This is a genomic window from Microvirga sp. 17 mud 1-3, assembly GCF_003151255.1.
Lineage (GTDB): Bacteria > Pseudomonadota > Alphaproteobacteria > Rhizobiales > Beijerinckiaceae > Microvirga.
The window spans coordinates 3,804,787-3,822,190 of record NZ_CP029481.1 but is presented as its reverse complement, the minus strand read 5'-3'; the positions used below and the strand labels follow the sequence as shown (position 1 = coordinate 3,822,190).

13 protein-coding genes and 1 pseudogene are annotated in these 17,404 nt (G+C 60.9%); 11 read left to right on the top strand and 3 right to left on the bottom strand.

Features of this window, described 5'->3' with window-relative positions; all coding sequences use genetic code 11:
• Positions 1–9 precede the first annotated feature (9 nt).
• The 6 genes from C4E04_RS17980 to C4E04_RS17955 all read left to right on the top strand — a co-directional run bounded on the left by C4E04_RS17980 (position 10) and on the right by C4E04_RS17955 (position 7,666).
• Positions 10–987, top strand: a complete 978-nt coding sequence (locus C4E04_RS17980; protein WP_109599626.1) for an ABC transporter permease — start codon at positions 10–12, stop codon at positions 985–987.
• Positions 984–1,931, top strand: a complete 948-nt coding sequence (locus C4E04_RS17975; RefSeq protein WP_210204583.1) for an ABC transporter permease — start codon at positions 984–986, stop codon at positions 1,929–1,931. Before C4E04_RS17980 ends, C4E04_RS17975 begins: the two co-directional genes overlap by 4 nt.
• Positions 1,928–3,094, top strand: a complete 1,167-nt coding sequence (locus C4E04_RS17970) for a M20 family metallopeptidase (protein ID WP_109599624.1) — start codon at positions 1,928–1,930, stop codon at positions 3,092–3,094. The genes C4E04_RS17975 and C4E04_RS17970 overlap by 4 nt, the downstream gene beginning before the upstream one ends.
• A 142-nt stretch (positions 3,095–3,236) precedes the next feature.
• Positions 3,237–3,905 carry a GntR family transcriptional regulator gene (locus C4E04_RS17965; protein WP_109599622.1) on the top strand — a complete coding sequence of 223 codons (669 nt, stop codon included), beginning with the start codon at positions 3,237–3,239 and terminating at the stop codon, positions 3,903–3,905.
• A gap of 90 nt (positions 3,906–3,995) precedes the next feature.
• Entirely contained in the window at positions 3,996–6,056 is a 2,061-nt protein-coding gene (locus tag C4E04_RS17960; protein ID WP_162559455.1) for a hydantoinase/oxoprolinase family protein, read from the top strand.
• Positions 6,057–6,079: 23 nt separating this feature from the next.
• Positions 6,080–7,666, top strand: a complete 1,587-nt coding sequence (locus C4E04_RS17955) for a hydantoinase B/oxoprolinase family protein (protein WP_162559454.1) — start codon at positions 6,080–6,082, stop codon at positions 7,664–7,666.
• Between the two features lie 5 nt (positions 7,667–7,671).
• Here C4E04_RS17955 and C4E04_RS17950 read toward each other — a convergent pair.
• Together C4E04_RS17950 and C4E04_RS17945 are read right to left on the bottom strand one after the other, a co-directional pair.
• A pseudogene (locus C4E04_RS17950) lies at positions 7,672–7,884 on the bottom strand (TSUP family transporter); the annotation flags it as partial.
• 10 nt (positions 7,885–7,894) lie between these two features.
• Complete coding sequence (locus tag C4E04_RS17945; RefSeq protein WP_109601133.1) at positions 7,895–8,449, bottom strand: rhodanese family protein; 555 nt, start codon at positions 8,447–8,449, stop codon at positions 7,895–7,897.
• A 474-nt stretch (positions 8,450–8,923) separates the two neighbouring features.
• On the opposite strand from C4E04_RS17945, the gene C4E04_RS17940 reads away from it, so the two are divergent.
• Positions 8,924–11,293: a penicillin acylase family protein gene (locus C4E04_RS17940; RefSeq protein WP_109599616.1), complete on the top strand. Its 2,370-nt coding sequence runs from the start codon at positions 8,924–8,926 to the stop codon at positions 11,291–11,293.
• A 28-nt stretch (positions 11,294–11,321) separates the two neighbouring features.
• Here C4E04_RS17940 and C4E04_RS17935 read toward each other — a convergent pair whose 3' ends face one another.
• Complete coding sequence (locus C4E04_RS17935) at positions 11,322–12,113, bottom strand: IclR family transcriptional regulator (RefSeq protein ID WP_245416152.1); 792 nt, start codon at positions 12,111–12,113, stop codon at positions 11,322–11,324.
• A 224-nt stretch (positions 12,114–12,337) separates the two neighbouring features.
• Here C4E04_RS17935 and C4E04_RS17930 point away from each other — a divergent pair, with 224 nt between their 5' ends.
• From C4E04_RS17930 to C4E04_RS17915, 4 genes are read left to right on the top strand one after another with little or no spacing between them, the layout of a single operon-like run.
• A complete protein-coding gene (locus tag C4E04_RS17930) occupies positions 12,338–13,309 on the top strand; it encodes an ABC transporter permease (protein WP_162559510.1) in 972 nt (323 codons plus the stop codon).
• A complete protein-coding gene (locus C4E04_RS17925) occupies positions 13,306–14,148 on the top strand; it encodes an ABC transporter permease (protein WP_109599610.1) in 843 nt (280 codons plus the stop codon). The genes C4E04_RS17930 and C4E04_RS17925 overlap by 4 nt, the downstream gene beginning before the upstream one ends.
• Entirely contained in the window at positions 14,145–15,755 is a 1,611-nt protein-coding gene (locus tag C4E04_RS17920; protein WP_109599608.1) for an ABC transporter ATP-binding protein, read from the top strand. Before C4E04_RS17925 ends, C4E04_RS17920 begins: the two co-directional genes overlap by 4 nt.
• Before the next feature lie 29 nt (positions 15,756–15,784).
• The gene (locus C4E04_RS17915) at positions 15,785–17,383 is read left to right on the top strand and encodes an ABC transporter substrate-binding protein (RefSeq protein ID WP_109599606.1); all 1,599 of its coding nucleotides are present in this window, start codon (positions 15,785–15,787) and stop codon (positions 17,381–17,383) included.
• The last annotated feature ends 21 nt before the right edge of the window (positions 17,384–17,404 follow it).

Genomic DNA, 17,404 nt, shown 5'->3' with positions numbered 1-17,404 from the left:
ACACCTCAGATGCTCTCCTTTGTCGCAAAGCGCCTGCTTCAGGGCGCGCTGGTGATCGTCGCCATGTCGGTCATCGTCTTCCTTGGCGTCTATGCTATCGGCGATCCGATCGACATGCTCGTGCCGGAAACCGCGACCGAACTGGAAATCCAGATGGCGCGGCAAAGGCTCGGGCTCGACCAGCCCTTGCTGGTGCAATATGGGCGCTTTGCGCTTCAAGCCCTGCAGGGCGATATCGGCACGTCTTTCGTCTTCAATCAGCCGACATTGCAGCTGATCCTGTCGAAGTTCCCCGCCACGCTTGAGCTGGCCGTAACCGCAATGGCCGTCGCCATCATCGTCGGCCTGCCGCTCGGAGTACTTGCCGGATTGAAGCCCGATTCCTGGTACGGCCGTGCAATCATGAGCATCTCGGTCATTGGCTTCAGCCTGCCGGGCTTCTGGTTCGGCCTGCTATTGATCATGGTGTTTGCCGTCAATCTCGGTCTCCTGCCTGCCAACGGGCGCGGCGAGACGGTGTCGGTATTCGGCGTTGAGCTGGCCATATTTACCTGGGACGGCTTCAAGCATGTCATTCTGCCGGCGACCAATCTGGCGCTCTTCAAGCTAGCCCTGGTGATCCGCCTTGCTCGCGCAGGAACGCGCGAAGCGATGCTGCAGGATTATATGCGCTTCGCCTATGCCAAGGGCATGGGCCATTGGTACGCGGTGCGAGTCCATCTGATACCCAATATCCTCATCCCTATCATCACCGTGATCGGTATGGAGTTTGGCTCGGTCATCGCCTTCGCTGCAGTGACGGAATCGATCTATGCTTGGCCGGGCATGGGGCGCCTGCTGATCGAAAGTATCAACAATCTCGATCGGCCGGTTGTCGTCGCCTACCTGATGTTTGCCGCAGTGCTCTTCGTCGTCATCAACCTTATCGTCGACATCCTCTACGCGACACTTGATCCGCGCGTCCGTTTCACGAAAAGCTCATCATGACCGACACATATATGCAAGGCTCAACCGCGACCATGGATAACATGGCAGTCAAGGTTGGTCCCGAGGCCAGCATTTCCGAGAACCCGTACCTGCGCATTTGGAATGAACTGCGCGAGAGCAAAAGCGCCATAATCGGCTTGATCGTGTTCACGGCCTTCGTGCTGATGGCAGTTTTCGCGTCCTATATTGCACCGCAGAACCCCTATGACCTGATGCAAGTCGACGTCATGAACAGTATGCTGCCGCCGATGGCGCGGGAAAACGGAATACTGTATGTGATGGGGACGGACGAGCAGGGGCGCGATGTGTTTAGCGCGATCCTTTACGGGCTGCGCACCAGCCTCCTCGTCGGCTTCACCTCTACTGCCTTCAGCCTCGCCATCGGCCTGTGCGTCGGCCTGTGCGCTGCCTATAGTGGCGGCTGGATCGACGCCCTGCTGATGCGCATCGTCGATCTTCAGCTTGGCATTCCCACCATCCTGATCGCCCTCATCCTGCTGGCCCTGTTTGGGCGCGGAGTGGACAAGGTCATCCTGGCGCTGGTCGTCGTGCAATGGGCCTATTATGCGCGCACCGTCCGGGCCGCCGCCATCGTGGAGCGGAACAAGGAGTATATCGATGCGGCGGTGTGCCAGGGCCTGACCGGGCTGCAGATCGGCTATATTCACCTGCTGCGCAACTGCTTGCCACCGGTCATCGTTGTGGCAACGATGCAGATCGCGCATTCGATCGCGCTGGAGGCCACCCTGTCCTTTCTTGGTGTTGGCGTACCGATCACCGAGCCGTCGCTGGGTCTGCTGATCTCTAACGGGTTCAACTTTATGCTGAGTGGCGACTATTGGATCAGCTTCTTCCCCGGTCTCGTCCTCTTTATGACTGTGCTGAGCGTCAATTTCGTCGGTGACCGGCTGCGCGATATCCTCAACCCAAGGCTTAAAAAATGAACATCCAAGCGGTGAATACTCGGCAATCGAAGAATATTGGTGTGGGGTGCGTCTCCTTCGATGAGTTGCTGACGCAAATCAAGACATGGGTCAGCATTGAGACACCGACCGATAAGCCTGAGGCGGTCAATCAACTCGTCGACTATGTCGAGGCTTATCACCGTGCGCTCGGGCTCGAAGTGGAGCGTCGCGAGGGATATGGCGGCCGAGGTGACAAGCTAATCGTGCGGGCCCCCTGGGGAGATCGCAGTCAGAAGGGCATCTTGGTGATTTCCCATCTGGATACGGTGCACAAGATTGGCACACTGGAGCAGCTTCCTGTGCGGCAGGAGGGCGACAGGCTCTACGGACCCGGCGTCTACGACATGAAGTCCGGCGGCTGCATGGCGGTCGAGGCTATGCGCAGCTTGCTCGGTACCGACCCGTCGCCGCATCTCCCCCTGACGCTGCTTTTCACGCCTGACGAAGAGATCGGCAGCCAGACCAGCCGCGAAATTATCGCAGAACTAGCCGAAGATGCCAAATACGTCCTCGTACCGGAAGGGGCGCGCTCGGACGGATCCGTAGTAACGGGACGCAAGGGTTCCCTGAAATTTGACTTGAACGTGACCGGACGTCCGGCGCATTCGGGCTCAAACCACCGTGACGGGCGTTCTGCCATCGTCGAACTGGCCCATCAGATTATCAATATCGAGGGGAAGACGGACTATGACAAGGACATCACGGTCAATGTTGGCATCGTCAGTGGCGGCGGAAAGCAGAATGTTGTTCCTGCGCATGCGACGGCGCGCGTGGATATCCGCATTGCTAAGCCGGAGCAGATAGACGAAATTCTTGCCATGGTCGCCGAAATTCGCCCCGTCGACCCCGACACCAAAGTGGAGTTCGTGGGTGGCGTCTGGCGCCGCCCCTTCAAGGAAACGCAGGCAATCACGGCGCTCTACGAGGAGGCACGCCGCATTGCCGCTGAGATCGGTTTTGAGTTGCCGAAATCACCCGGCGGCGGCGGTAGTGATGCGAATCTTGTGGCTGATCGGCTTCCGGTGCTTGACGGTACAGGCGCGATCGGCGGCGGACCGCATACGCTTGAGGAGTGGATCGACGTAACGCAACTTGAAGAGCGTACTGAACTCCTTCGGCGGCTTTACCTCGAGTTGCGCTGAGCCGGACTTGCCCTGAAAGGAGGTTGCATACAATGCCGCCATATTTTAAGAATAAATGCTTTGTATCCGCCCTCCTATCCCCTCATGAAGGCCGGGATGGCAGAGCGGCTTTAAGAGAATTACTTGGAAAAAGGCTTTGGCCATGATCAGCAGCTCGACCTATCTGGGTCGGGGGTCGTCCTTGTTCGAGCGTTTCGTAACCTGGGCGTGTGACCCGCAGTTCAAGGATGGGCTGCAGGTCACAGAGAACACCCTTATCGACATTTTTGAAGTCAGCCGCACGCCGATGCGTGAGGTAATTCAGCAGTCGCAGATGATCGGCTTCGTGCGCCGCGAGCCGAACCGTCCCATTGAGCTACCCAAACTGTCGAAGATGGATATGGAGAACCTCTCCTATACACGCGAGCAGCTCGAGGGCATGGTCACCATGCAAGTATCAGAGCGGCTCGCGCGCGGTGAAATTTCGGTAGTCTCTTTGCGCAAGATCAACCGACGCATGCAGGCGTTGGCGGAGATCGATGATGTCGACCTGTTGCTGAGTGCAGGGCTGGAATTTCACGCTGAAATGCGGGCGCTTTCGGGTAATGACGTTGTGGACCGCATCCTTGAACAGTTGATGATCCGCATCGAGCGATATCGACGCCTCGTTCCGGAGCGATCCGAACGTTCCCAACAGATCGTTGAAGAACACGAGGAAATCCTGTCAGCGATCGAAAAGGGCTCACATCAGACAGCCGCGGAATTGGCGCGCCTGCATATCCGTAACGCACGCGAATTCTACACCAAAGAGCTTGAAAACGTAATTCTCTGACGGTGAAGCCCAGGGTTTCAAGGCGGCCTGACGCTGACCCGTCCGGCCGATCGGTGACGCGCATGCGAAATTATGAAGAGCGGCAAGGACATGCATGATCACGCTTTGGGCATAGATATTGGTGGTACCTTCACAGATATCGCTCTACTGGATTGCTCGAATGGCACTGTCCGCACTGGGAAGGTACTAACCACCCATGACAATCCAGTAAGGGGCGCCATGGAAGGCGTGCAGGTGGCGATGGGAGGCGTGGTTACGGTCGACCAAATCTCTCGAGTCGTTCATGCCACTACGCTGTTCACCAATGCCTTGATCGAAAGGCGCGGCGCCCGCGCTGGCCTGATCACCACAGCCGGCTTCGAGGACACCTTGTCTATCGGCCGCGAGAAAAAATACGATATCTACGACTTGCATCTGTCGATAGCGGCCCCTGTCATCCCAGCGGTACTGCGCCGCGGCGTGGTAGAGTCCATCGGCGCGGATGGGCAAGTCCACCGACCGCTCGACAAGACGCATTTACGTGCGGCGGTGGATGAATTGCGCGACCAGCAGATCGATTCACTCGCCGTATGCTTTCAGAATTCATATATTCACTCTGCTCACGAGAAGGCAGCCTTTGAATCTATACGGGAATGGTTCCCCGATCTCGCGGTGACTGCGTCGTGCGAGGTGGCGCCCCAGATCGGCGAGTTCGAGCGCATGTCGACGACCGCGGCAAACGCCTATCTGCAGCCGCTGGCCCGCTCTTACATAGGTCGCCTACAAAACGCGCTCTTAGAAGCGGGTATCACCGCTCCCTTGAGCATGATGCTTTCCAATGGCGGCCTGACCGATGTCGACGAGGCAATGGCATTTCCTGTGCGCCTGCTGGAATCCGGTCCTGCCGCGGGGGTCCTGTCAGCGGCGAGCTTCGCGCAGCGCCTCGACGAGGACCGTATTCTGGCTTTCGACATGGGCGGCACGACCGCCAAGCTCGCCCTGGTTGAGAAAGGGACGCCTAAGCTGGCCTATGCGTTCGAGGCTGCCCCGGAAAAACGCTTCGCGCGCGGCAGCGGCCTGCCGATGCACATTTCAACGGTCGAACTGATCGAGATCGGCGCGGGCGGCGGCAGCCTAGCGCACAAGGATAAGCTCGGTCTGCTCAAGGTCGGCCCGCAGAGCGCTGGGTCCAACCCAGGGCCCGTGGTCTATGGCCTAGGCGGTAGCCATCTTACTGTAACCGACAGTGACTTCCTGATCGGGGCGCTGAACCCCGACTATTTCGCCGGCGGAGACATACCGATTGCGCTCGACAAGGCACGTGAGGCGGCCGCTAGTCTTGGGGCTGAATTGCTGCTTGACGGAGAAAAAGTCGCCTTTGGGGTCTATGATATTGTCTGCGAAAACATGGCGGCGGCCGCGCGCGTCCATGTCGCCTCGCATGGGCGCGACATCAGAACCTTCACGCTCTATGCGACCGGTGGCGCGGCACCCGTCCATGCTGTTCACGTGGCAAAGAAATTGGGCATTGCCAGGGTGATCGTTCCGGTCGCGGCCGGTGTCGCCTCGGCGCTTGGTCTGCTGATCGCGCCGGCGCGCAGCGACCGCAGTCAGCCTGTCGGCCGTTTGCTTGACAGGATTTCTCCGGCAGAGATCGAAGCCCGCTTCGCCGTCCTGGAGGAAGAAGCGCGCGCCGTGGTTAGGCGCAGCGTCGAGGGCAGTTGCGAGACTGAACGGCTGATCGACATCCGTTACAGCCGCCAGGGCACCGATTTGACCTTGCGCATTCCCGGTGGAACGATTGATACCGTCGCGCTTCAAGAGTGGGAGCGGTTGTTCAACGAGACATACAGGCACCATTTTGGCCGCGCCTTGCCCGGCCAGCCTATCGAAATCAGCATGATCCGCGTGGTTGCCACGTCACCAAGCTATAGCGGACCAGTCAATCTCCTGACAGAGGCCGGCGAGGCGCGCCAGACAAGCGAGCGTATGCTGGTCATGCAGCAGGGCATGGCGTCCCGCAGGGTGCCAGTATGCCACAGGCAGGCGTTGGATTTCGGCTGCCATGATGGGCCAATCCTCATTGAAGAAAAGCACAGCACGATCGTCGCTGGCCACGAATGCAGCGTCACCGTCACTGCGGATGGCACGCTGATCATCGATCTGGCCTGAGCGCGTACCGGGGACGCGAGAAAATGGACATTATCACTCTTGAAACCATTTGGAAGCGCCTGATAGCCGTCGTTGATGAGGGAGCGGCAGCTCTGGTGCGGACTTCCTTCTCGACGGTCGTGCGCGATTCCTATGACTTTTCGGTGATCATCACCGATCGTCGCGGCAATTCACTGGTCCAGGCAAGCGATAGCTTGCCGTCCTTTATCGGCACCCTGCCGCGGACTGTCAGGTCATTCCTGCAGAAGTTCCCCGAGGAAACCCTGGTCGAATGCGATATCCTGATCACTAATGACATGTTCGCAGGCACCGGTCACCTGCCGGACATTACTGTGGTGCGCCCCCTGTTTTATCAAGGCGTGCTGATCGGCTTTGCGGCCTCGACGGCTCATGCCCCAGACATTGGAGGTAAGATCCGCTCACCGGAGCCAAGGGAGATCTTCGAGGAGGGTCTTCAGATCCCGCTGATGAAACTGGCTGAGGCCGGTGTCATCAACCAAACGCTGATGGCCATCCTGCGAAAGAATGTCCGGGTGCCCGAGCTAGTTGAGGGTGACCTGATGGCCCAGTTGAATACGCTTGCGCTGATTGACGCCCGCATCAACGAAGTGCTGGGCGAGTACGGACTCTATAACCTGGAGGATTTTTCCATGCAGGTTAGAGCCCGGTCCGAAGCTGCCATGCGCAAGGCGATCAGCGAGCTGCCTGATGGCACCTATCGTGCGGAGCTTTCGACAGACGGCCTAACGGATCAACCGATCAGGCTCGAGGTAGCCGTAATCGTTTCCGGCGATTGCCTGCATGTGGATTATACCGGCTCGTCGCCACAGGTTCACAAGGCCATCAACTGCGCCATGAACTACACCTATTCCATGACCGCCTATGCGTTGAAGTGTATCCTGGCGCCGGAAATCCCGAATAATGACGGCTTTATTGCGCCAATTGAAGTCACCGCGCCGGAAGGCTCAATCGTCAATCCGGTGTTCCCAGCGTCCGGCGGTTCGCGCGTTCTGATCGGGCATTTCCTGCCGACCCTGGTCTTCCAGGCGCTCGGCGAAATCGTGCCAGAGCACATCATCGCTGGTTCCGGTTCACCGATCTGGTGCCTAAATCTGGCTTCTATCGACGCATCTGGGCGGCCCTTGACCAATCTGTTCTTCTTCAATGGAGGCATGGGCGCTTCAGCCAAGCGCAATGGCCTCGACGTGATGAGTTGGCCTGGAAACATTTCCTCGACGCCAAGCGAAGTCATCGAGGCGACGGCGCCACTACGAGTGCTGGAGAAATCGATCTCGCGCGACAGCGGCGGAGCGGGCCTGTTCCATGGTGGAAGAGGCCAACGTATCCGCTTTGCCTATACCGGTAAGCCTGGAGCCGTCGTTAGCTTCCTGTCTGAACGCACGAAAATCGGCGCGCCCGGGTTGTCCGGAGGCAGCGCTGGCGCTGTCGGTGGGCTCTGGATTAATGGCAAGCCAATTGATCCCAAGGCGCAGCACCAGATTGAAACGGGTGACGTCATCGATGTGTTAACACCAGGCGGCGGTGGCTATGGACGAGCACATGCGAAAGCGGGTGAGGCTTGCGGGCACCGACATATCTTGGAAATATAGCAGTCCGCGCGAGCATGGTTGGCGAGGTTGGCGGCGGCATTTGCCGCCACCGCAATCGCGCTCGTGCCGATGGCCAGATGCGGGTTGGACACGCCGACGAGATAGACCAGCAGCGGCACCGCCAGGATCGAGCCGCCCCCGCCCACGAGGCCGAGCGTGAAGCCGACAAGCGAGCCCGAGGCCAGGCCAAGGACGCTTTGGGTGAGGGACAGGTCCATCATGATGTCCTTAGGCCATGGAAGCCTTCTGGGTCGGAGCGTAGACCCTCCGGTTCCAGGGGGCCTTTATCAGGATCCGTGCCATGCCACAGAACCCGGTGATGCCGGCCACCATCAGACCCGCGCCCACCAAAGCCGGAACGAAGAGGAACCAGGACGACACCAGAACGCCCAGGAGGGTTCCGAGGAACGCCATGCTGCCGGCCCCGATCTGCACCTGGCGCTGCAACTCCAGCGGTTGGCGGCGATCGACCGTGACGGGCAGGCCGGCCGTCTTCCAGGCGTCGATGCCTCCGTCAATGATAAAGGCCTCGCAGGCGCCGCCAACCTTGGCTGACAGACGGCCGACATTGGCTTTGGTGCGGGCTCCGCTCTTGCAGTGGAAGATCATGGGTTTCCCGTCCCATTGGCCCAGGTTGGCCTCGTCCAGGCGGGATAGGGCCATCAGGTGGGCGCCGGGAATCTTCTCACGAGCGTGTTCGTCCGTCTCGCGAATGTCGACGAGAACGGCGCCCTGGTCGAGCCTAAGCTTGGCTTCGGCAGGTGTGAGGACGGGAAGGGACATGGTCACCTCTGACATGGGGAATGTGGAACAGGTCTTTAATTTAGATAAGTCTTATTTAGTGACTTCTAATTTAAAGTCAACCCATTCCTCGCGCCGGTGATGCGGCGTGGTGGCCGGCATCTGGTCCCGTGTGAGGTGAAGCCTGCTCTAGAGATCAGTTAGGGCCTTGATGTCCCGGTCGATTTTGCAGAGCGGCTCGCTCTGCGGTGGATTGCAAGCTCTTCCGTCGCTCCCGGCAGGGTCGATCAGGCCCGGGAGCAGAATCCTAAAGGTGCGCCAGACCTGCAGGGTAGGATGGCAAGAAGCGATGACCTGTCTGTCCTTGGCTCAGCCCCACCACGGCCCTGTACAATAACTAAGTCCCAAAAATAGCGACGGTAGTATTTCCTGGCAATGCGCTCGGGTTGATTAGTGAGTATGCCTTCGGCATGGTCAACGGCGATTCAAGCAAACAGGAATGGGCAGGGGATCGGGATGGGGCACGACGCCGAGAAGAACAACATTGGCATCTCATTCGTGCTGTCGGGCCTGGAGCGACCGGTCGAAATCGCTATCGACCGACAGGGCATAGCTCACATTCGGGCTGAAACCAGAGACGACCTGTTCTTTGCCCAGGGCTGGAACGCAGCGCGTGATCGGCTCTGGCAGATAGACCTGTGGCGCAAGCGGGGTCTGGGCCTTCTGGCCGCCGATTTCGGCCCCGGATATCTGGAGCAGGATCGTGCGGCGCGCCTGTTTCTCTATCATGGCGACATGGAGCCGGAATGGGCCGCCTACGGACCAGATTCGGAGGCGATCTGCACCGCGTTCGTAGCGGGGATCAATGCCCGCATTGCCCAAATCGAAGCTGGCGAGGCCCCCCAACCCCAAGAGTTCGGGCTGTTAGGCACGCGCCCGGCCCGCTGGCGGCCCGAGGACGTAGTGCGCATCCGCAGCCATTGCCTGACCCGCAACGGCCTGTCCGAAGTCATCCGTGCCCATGTCGTCTCAAAAGGTGGCGACCGGCTTGATGCCCTGCGCCGTAAGATTGAGCCCAAGGTCTCCCCAACCCACGCCGAAGATCTCGACATCTCCAACATCCCACTGTCGGTGCTGGACACCTTCGCGCTGGCCACAGCGCCCGTCACCTTCAGCCACGAGCGACTTGCCGCCACCCTCGCCGAGGCCGGTCGCTGGCGCAAGGTGACTCCGCTCGGCGATGTCCTGCGGGCCGGTGACTCGGAAGGTTCAAACAACTGGGCAATCTCTGGTGCGCTGACCGCAACGGGGCGGCCCATCATGGCCTCGGATCCGCACCGTGCCCATGCGCTGCCATCACTGCGCTACATGGTGCATCTGACCATGCCCGGGCTCGACGTTATCGGGATGGGCGAACCCAGCGTGCCGGGGATTTCGCTGGGGCATAACGAGCACTTTGCCTATTCGCTGACGATCTTTGGCGGCGATCAGGAGGACGTCTACGTCTACGAGACGGATCCCGCCGCGCCGAACCGCTACCGCTATGGTGCAGGCTGGGAAGAGATGCGCGAGCAGGTCGAGCATTTCGAGGTCCGTGGTCACGAGCCGATTGCGCTGACCCTGCGATATACCCAGCATGGCCCGGTGATTGCCGAAGAGCCGGGCAGCGGGCGTGCCTACGCGCTGCGCACCGTGTGGTCCGAGCCGGGCATGGCGCCCTATATGGCCAGCCTCAAGGTCATGCAGGCGCGGGACTATGCGGGCTATGTGAAGGCCCTGGAGAACTGGGGCACGCCTTCAGTCAACCATGTCTTTGCAGGCATCGACGGAACCATCGCCTGGCATCCCTCGGGTGCCGTGCCGATCCGGCCGAATTGGAACGGACTGCTGCCTGTGCCGGGTGACGGACGCTACGAGTGGGCCGGATTCCTCGCCCCAGGCGAGCAACCCGTTGAGGTAAATCCGGAATGCGGTTTCATCGCAACCGCGAACGAGATGAATCTGCCCGAGGGCTGGCAGGAGACCGGAGCCGCGATCGGTTTCGAGTGGCTCGACCGGAGCCGGTCCGATCGGATCCACGCGGTTCTTGGTGAATCAAAAGGTCACGATCTGGATGGCTCCTGCCGGTTACAAAACGACGTTCATTCCGAGATCGCCAAGCGGATCTGCACGGTTCTGGCCGAACTTCCCGCCATGGAGGGTGAGGCCGAGAAGGCCCGTGTCCTTCTATCCGGCTGGAATGGCTGGGCCTCCGTCGACAGCGCGCAGGCCGCCCTGTTCGAATTCTGGCTTACCCGTTACCTGAAGCCTCAACTCGGCAAGGCCTTTGGCGCGGACGAGGCGGTCCATTCGCTGCTGATGCCTTATGATGTTCAAAGCATTGCGGAGGTGATCGAAGCACCGCAGCACTGGTTTGATGCCGACCCTACGGCGCAGCGTGATGCACTGCTCGCAGGCACGCTGGCGGCTGCCTGGGAAGGGCTCTCGGCGCAGCTCGGGCCGGACAGCGCAGGCTGGAAGTGGGGAGATCTGCACGCGCTGACGCTGGTGCATCCGCTGGCGCGGTTGTTCCCGGATCAAGCCGAACGGCTCTCGATTCCGCGACTCCCCGTCGGCGGTGGCGGTTCGAGCCCGAACTATGCCCCCTACCGCGCCGGCGATTTCGGCATCATCACCGGCCCCTCTTTACGGCTCGTGATGGATGTGGGGGCGTGGGACAACAGCCGGTTCGTCACTCTGCCGGGTCAGTCGGGCGATCCGGCCTCGCTGCATTTCCGCGACATGGCCGAAGACTGGCGTAGGGGCGCTTACCACCCGCTGCGCTTTTCGCGCGATGCGATCGACGAGGGGACGGAGGCCGTGCTGCGTCTATTTCCGGCACGCTGATCGCGTGCCGGTCAGCTCCTCGAGGCCCTCAGCCCGATAGGGCCCGGGTCGCCTCGAGAAGCAGGGGCGAGAACTTGCGCCGGAATCTCTGTTCGTCCCACTCGGCGAGAGATCCGGCAATGTGAATAGCACCTGCTGGTCTGCCTTGCTGATCCAGCACTGCGGCCCCGATCACGACCTCGCCCAAAAGGCTCTCCTCTAGGGCGCAGGCATAGCCTGCCTCGCGCGCTTCCGCGATGCGCGCCATGATCTGATCAGGATCCGTCAGGGTCCGGGGAGTGATGGGCTTGCGGTCGGAGGTCTCGATGATCAGCCGGGCCTCTTCTTCGGGCAGATGGCTCAGACAGGCCCGGCCACCTGAGGACGCGAAGGAGGGGATCCTGCGCCCGATCAACGTGGCGAAGAAGGTCTCGCGTTTGCTCTGCATGCGGAGCGCATACAGCGTCGTGTGCCGATCGAAGAGGCTGAAATCCACCCGCTCTCCGGTCACCTTGCGCAGGTTCGACAGAACCGGCGTGACCTGCGCGATCAGGGGATTGCTGCGCAAATAATCGAAGCTGCGGTCGAGCAGACGGCGCCCCGGAACGATGCCGCCGCTCTGTGAATCGCGCTCCATGTAGCCCAGGCACTGCAGCGTGTAGGCAATGCGCTGGACCGCGCTTTTGTCGAGCCCTGACAGCTGTGCCAGCTCACGCAGCGAGGGCGGCCTCGGCACGTTTGCAAGGGCCTCCAGCACCTGGAAGGTTCGCGCAACGGATTGAAGATAAAGCCTGTCGTCGATTTCGGGCGACGGTTTGGGGGCTGGGGGGCTGTCGTTCAAGAATGGCTCCTCGAGCTGGAAGTCGCAGTTGGGCTGAAACCTATTGACGGCAAACGGCCGAATGCTAGGATGGCCATAATACAAACCGGACGAATTGTATACCAATACGATGGTTGCGGCAAGCAAGAACACTAATCCGCAGATCATGAGAGGGATGAAGAGTTGATGGCCTCCACCAGACCCGCCAGCGACGCGGCTGTCACGACCGCGCTCCGGTCATGAAGCTGTTGCGCGCGATCGCGCTCCGCGCGGGAAAGTCTGTCGGCGTCATTCTCGCCATCGTGGCGCTGAATTTCCTTCTGATCCGTCTGGCGCCTGGCGACCCGGCCTCGGTCATGGCCGGTCAGGCCGGCGTCGCGGACGAGATTTTCATGAAGCAGCTGCGCGAACAGTTCGGGCTGAATGAGCCAGTCTGGCGGCAGTTCATCTTCTACGTCGGGAACGTCCTGCAGGGCGATCTGGGCTATTCCTATCGTCAGGGCATGTCGGTCGCGAACCTGATCGCAGAGCGCCTGCCGGCTACACTCCTGCTGACCGGCAGCGCTTTCATCTTCGCGCTTCTGGCCGGAATCGTGCTCGGGTCCATCGCGGCCGCGAAGGCAGGCAAGATGCCGGATCTGGTGGTGTCGATCCTGTCGCTGGTCTTCTATGCCACTCCACTTTTCTGGATCGGCATGATGTCCATCCTGCTCTTCTCAGTCTGGCTGGGCTGGTTTCCTGCTTTCGGCATGATCACCGTGGGAGCCAATCTGCAGGGTTGGGACTATGTCCTCGATGTCGCGCATCATCTGGTGCTGCCGGCCTTCACGTTGGGACTGTTCTACATGACGGTCTACAGCAGGATGACCCGCGCCTCGATGCTGGAAGTGCGCGACATGGACTTCGTGCGCACAGCTCGGGCCAAAGGACTTGCGCCAAACATCATCCTGCGCCGCCACATGCTGCGCAACGCAATCCTCCCGGTGATCACGTTGGCGGGGATCCAAGCCGGCCAGCTCGTGGGCGGCGCGATCCTGACCGAGACGGTGTTCAGCTGGCCGGGCATCGGGCGCCTTGCCTTCGATGCGCTGGTGCAACGTGACTATCAGGTGCTGATGGGCGTCTTCCTGATCACCTCGATCATGGTCGTCCTGTTCAATATTCTGACCGACCTGCTTTATCGCGTGGTCGATCCTCGGATCGGAGCCAGCGCATGAACCAGTCGCTGAAGCAGTTCCTGTGTAATCCCAAGGCCCTCATCGGGTTGACAATTCTGCTGCTCGCCGTGCTCGCAGCCATTTTCGCGCCGCTGATTGCACCGGGCGATCCGTGGAAGATGGCGAGCCGTCCCTTCCTGCCCCCGATGCAGGACGCGCGCTTTCTCTTCGGCACCGACATGATGGGACGGGACATCATGACGGGACTGATCCATGGGGCGCGGGTCTCGATCCTTGTCGGACTGACCTCCACACTGGTGGCGCTGATCTTCGGGCTTCTCTTCGGCATGCTCGCAGGCTTTTATGGCGGCTGGATCGACGACGCGCTGATGCGTATCACCGAGTTCTTCCAGACCATCCCGACATTCGTTTTCGCACTACTGCTCGTGGCCATCCTGTCGCCTTCGATTCTGTCGATCACGCTTGCCATCGGCATCGTCAGTTGGCCGCCGGTCGCGCGTCTGGTGCGGTCCGAGTTCGCCAGCCTGCGCAACCGCGAATTCGTGCGCGCCGCAGAGGTGTTGGGCCAGAGCAACTGGCAGATCATCTGGGGGCAAATCCTGCCCAACACGCTCTCGCCGGTGATCGCCATGGCCTCGCTCATGGTGGCCTCGGCGATTCTGACCGAAGCCGCAATCAGCTTCCTTGGCCTGGGTGACCCCAACCGCATGAGCTGGGGCTTCATGATCGGTGCCGCCCGCACCGTGCTGCGCCAGGCCTGGTGGATGAGCTTCTTCCCCGGAATGGTGATTCTGCTTGTGGTCTTGGCCCTGAACCTTGTCGGCGATGCGCTCAACGACGTGCTGAATCCGCGCCTTTCCAGAAAGGGCCGCCAATGACCGGGCATCTGCTTGAAATCAGCGGCCTGACGGTGGCTCTGCCCTCCTCGGGGGATCGCAGTCACGCGGTGCACAATGTCTCGGTCACCCTCGACCGGGGCGAGATCCTGTGCATCGTTGGTGAATCCGGCTCGGGCAAGTCGGTCACCGCGAACACCATCATGGGGCTTCTGCCGCCCGACAGCCTGAAGGTGCAGTCGGGGCGGATCCTCTTTGACGGGCAGGATCTGCTGACCTTGCCCGAACCCGCCCTTCGCAAGCTGCGCGGGGCGCGCATTGCGATGATCTTTCAGGAACCCATGACCTCGCTCAACCCGGTCATGAAGATCGGCCGGCAGATTGCCGAGGTGATGGAGGCCCATGGCGTGCCCGCTGCGGAGCACCGGACCAAGGTGCTCGCGCTTCTCGAAGCAGTGGGCTTGCCCGACCCCGAGAACCTGATCGACCGGTACCCGTTCCGCCTGTCGGGCGGGCAGCGACAGCGCGTCATGATCGCTATGGCGCTGGCGCTGGAGCCCGATATCCTGATCGCCGACGAGCCGACCACCGCCCTCGACGTGACCACCCAGGCGCAGATCCTGTCGCTGATCCACCATCTGCAGCGCAGCCGCGGCATGGGAGTGATGTTCATCACCCACGACTTCGGCGTCGTTGCAGATATCGCCGACAACGTGGTCGTGATGCGCAAGGGCGAGATCGTCCAGCAGGGACCGGCCAAGAGGATCCTGAGCCATCCCGAGCATCCCTATACCAAGGCTCTGGTCGCCGCCGTGCCGCGCTTTCGCGAGGAGCCCGCGCCCGAGACCGTCGAAAAGCCGGTGCTTCAGGTCGAGGGGCTCCGCAAGGTCTATCACACCCAAGGTGGCTTCTTCTCGCCCACGCGCGAGTTCGTGGCGGTGGATAATGTCTCCTTCACTATCGCAAGGGGGGAGACGCTTGGGCTCGTCGGCGAATCCGGATCGGGCAAGTCCACGATCGGGCAGTGCCTCATGCGGCTGTTCCCGGTCGATGGAGGGCGCATCCTCTTTGGGGGCAAGGATATCGCCCATGTTAAGGGCGAGGAACTCAAAGCCTACCGCGCCAAGGCGCAGATCATCTTCCAAGACCCCTTCGCGTCCCTCAACCCACGCCACACGGTAGGTCGTTCGATCATGACCGGGCCGCTTGCGCAGGGTGTAGATCCGGCGATCGCCAAGGCGCGAATGGACCGGCTGCTGGCCCGCGTGGGGCTCGAGCCCGCTGCCGCCGCGCGCTATCCGCACGAGTTCTCAGGTGGACAGCGCCAGCGGATCGGCATCGCGCGGGCACTTGCAGTCGAACCTGATCTGCTGATCGCCGACGAAGCGGTCTCGGCGCTGGACGTCTCGGTGCAGGCGCAGGTGCTCGACTTGCTACGCGAGATCCGTGACGAGATGCATTTGGCGATGCTCTTCATCACGCATGACTTGCGCGTCGCCTCTCAGATCTGCGATCGCGCCATCGTTCTGCATCGCGGCAAGATCGTCGAGGAAGGCGAAGTCTCCGCCGTCTTCGGCAACCCGCAAGCCGCCTATACCCGTAGCCTGATCGATGCCGTGCCAGGGCGTCACTGGCATGAACCAGCATAAAGACCAAATCGAACAGAGAGGACCGATCCATGACCCAGTTCCAACCGACACGCCGGGCCCTGCTGAAAGCCGGCACCGCCGTGGGGGTGATGGCCTCCTTCCTGCCTCAGATGGCCTGGGGCCAGGCGGGCGGCCGCAATGCGATGAACATCATCTGCAATCCTGAGCCCGCGACGCTCTTCATCGGACTCGAGCAGAATGCCCAGGTTCAGCTGGTCTGCGGCAAGATGTACGAAGGTCTGCTGACCTATGATTTCGACTTCAAGCCGAAGCCGGGCCTGGCAAAAAGCTGGGAGATTTCGGATGACGGTCTCGTCTACACCTTCCATCTGGTTGAGAATGCCAAATGGCATGACGGAAAGCCCTTCACGGCCGAAGACGTCGTCTTCACCTGCAAGGATTTCCTCACGGAGATGCATGCCCGCGCCCGAGTGAACTTCGGCTATTGCAAAAGCATCGAAGCGCTTGACGCCCATACCGTGCGCTTCACCCTGCGCGAGCCTTTTGGCCCCTTCATTATGGCTTTCGAATTCTCGTCGGCTCCGATGATCCCCGCCCATCTCTACAAGGGCACCAACTTCCGTACCAATCCGGCCAACAATACCCCGATCGGCACGGGCCCGTTCAAGCTCGCCGAATGGCGCCGCGGCTCGTTCATCCGGCTGGAGAAAAACCCCGATTACCATGGCCAGGGTGAGCCGCATCTCGACGAGCTGATCTTCCACATCCTGCCCGACGGTGCCTCGCGCGCGGTGGCGCTGGAGCAGGGCACGGCGGACCTGTCGAGCTCCTTCGATATCGAAATGTTCGATGTGAAGCGCATTGCGAGCCTGCCCCATCTGGCCCTTGAGACCAAGGGCTATGAACTGATGGCGCCGGTCGCCCGGATCGAGTTCAACACCCGCGTCGCGCCCTTCAACGACGTGCGCTTCCGCCAAGCGATCTGCTACGCGCTGGACAAGCAGCTCTTCACGGACATGATCTTCTTCGGCCTGGGCAAGCCTGCGACGGGGCCGGTGAGCTATCGCACCCGCTTCTACGAGCCGGATGTAAAGGCTTACGATTACAATCTCGACAAGGCGAAAGCTCTGCTGGACGAGATGGGTCTGAAACCGGGCGCGGACGGCGTGCGCCGCACCGTCAAATTCATGCGCCTGCCGTGGGGAGAGACCTGGGCGCGCTTTGCCGAACTGGTGCAGCAGCAGCTCGCGCTGATCGGCATTCGTGTCGAGATCGAGCCGTCGGATCCGGCCTCCTGGACACAGCGCTATGGCAACTGGGACTTCGAGATGACCTCGAACTATCCCTATCAGTATGGCGATCCGGCTCTGGGCGTCGCTCGGTTCTTCCTGTCCAGCAATATCAAGCAGGGCCTCGCCTATTCGAACTGCACCGGCTACTCGAACCCCGAGGTCGACGAGGCCTTTGCGGCGGGTGCGCGCAGCGTGGCCGACAAGGATCGCCAGGCTGCCTATTCGAAGGTCCAGAAAATCCTCGTCGAGGAAGTGCCGATGGCCTGGCTCGTCGAGGTGGACTTCCCGACGATCTACAATCCGAAGTTCAAGAATATCACCTCGACCGCAATCGGCGTGAACGAAACGTTCCGCTCGGTTCGCAAGGCCGCTTGATGATGGCCGGGCTGGCCGCCA